A 945-nucleotide genomic window follows, 5' to 3' on the forward strand; every position below is an offset into this window, starting at 1 on the left:
CACCCAAGGAAATCCGTTTTACTTGACAAAACCGTGTTTGTCTGCTATTTTGGAGGTTAGACTGGTATTTTAAACGAAATTATCAGAAACCGCTCCAAAAGGGCGGTTTTTCTATCTTAAAACGATGATATTCTTAATTTACAGCAAAGACCTACTAAAAGCGTTCTGGTATGAATATCTGCGGGAGCGGCGGAATTGATACCAGATAACATATGGAAAGCGATTGGGATCGTGTGGGCTATTGCTATTTTGCTATGTCTGCTCGGTTTAATCGAAATACAGTGTAATTGAGGAGAGAGAAAATGGTTGAAGTTATAGGGTGTGTCATCATTATAACCTTTATATTTGGGCTATTATTCGCTATTCCGGGCGGTGTCGCGGTGATGGTCTACAGTGAGAAACGGGCTAACACCATGAAAGCCACAGCGAGGGCCATAATTGAACAGGGCACATCAAGTCACCCGGATTATGTAAAAGTGCTCGGATACTTGAATATAAGGGCCGGAAAGCCGGATCAGGAAGCCGCTGAACTCTGGAAGGAAATGCGGGGGCTGGCATGAGCATTATCCTAACTGATGAACAGATAGAGGCAATAGATATTCAGTGCGGAATGGACGAAATTGGCCATATAACCACTTCCACGCCTAAAGGGTATGACTACGAGCATCGGTTGATTAAAGCGCAATTGAGGCAGGTTGTGCAGAATCGGGAGATACAATGCCAATCATGCGAGGCCAACTGTGGGGAGATGATATGCGGAAAGCGCAGCCGTGTAGCTGAGGAATGTTGGAACGTTTGGTTTAACCAACTCAAGCAAGAGGCAGGATTATGATAGACGTGATGCCGTATATAAATAATGCGCTTTACTATAATGACCCTGTAACAGATAGCTCATATTATTATGCGCTTCATTTAGACGGGAACATCATGGATATGAACAGGATA

The 945-nt window shown here is 43.7% G+C and carries 2 protein-coding genes; both read left to right on the top strand.

The window, feature by feature from the left end; translation table 11 throughout:
* Window positions 1–302 precede the first annotated feature (302 nt).
* The gene (locus GY843_RS04010; RefSeq protein ID WP_297306772.1) at window positions 303–560 is read left to right on the top strand and encodes a hypothetical protein; all 258 of its coding nucleotides are present in this window, start codon (window positions 303–305) and stop codon (window positions 558–560) included.
* Window positions 557–832 carry a hypothetical protein gene (locus tag GY843_RS04015; protein ID WP_297306774.1) on the top strand — a complete coding sequence of 92 codons (276 nt, stop codon included), beginning with the start codon at window positions 557–559 and terminating at the stop codon, window positions 830–832. Before GY843_RS04010 ends, GY843_RS04015 begins: the two co-directional genes overlap by 4 nt.
* Window positions 833–945 lie beyond the last annotated feature (113 nt).

The sequence above is a fragment of the Neptuniibacter sp. genome, assembly GCF_024231755.1.
GTDB lineage: Bacteria > Pseudomonadota > Gammaproteobacteria > Pseudomonadales > Balneatricaceae > Neptuniibacter.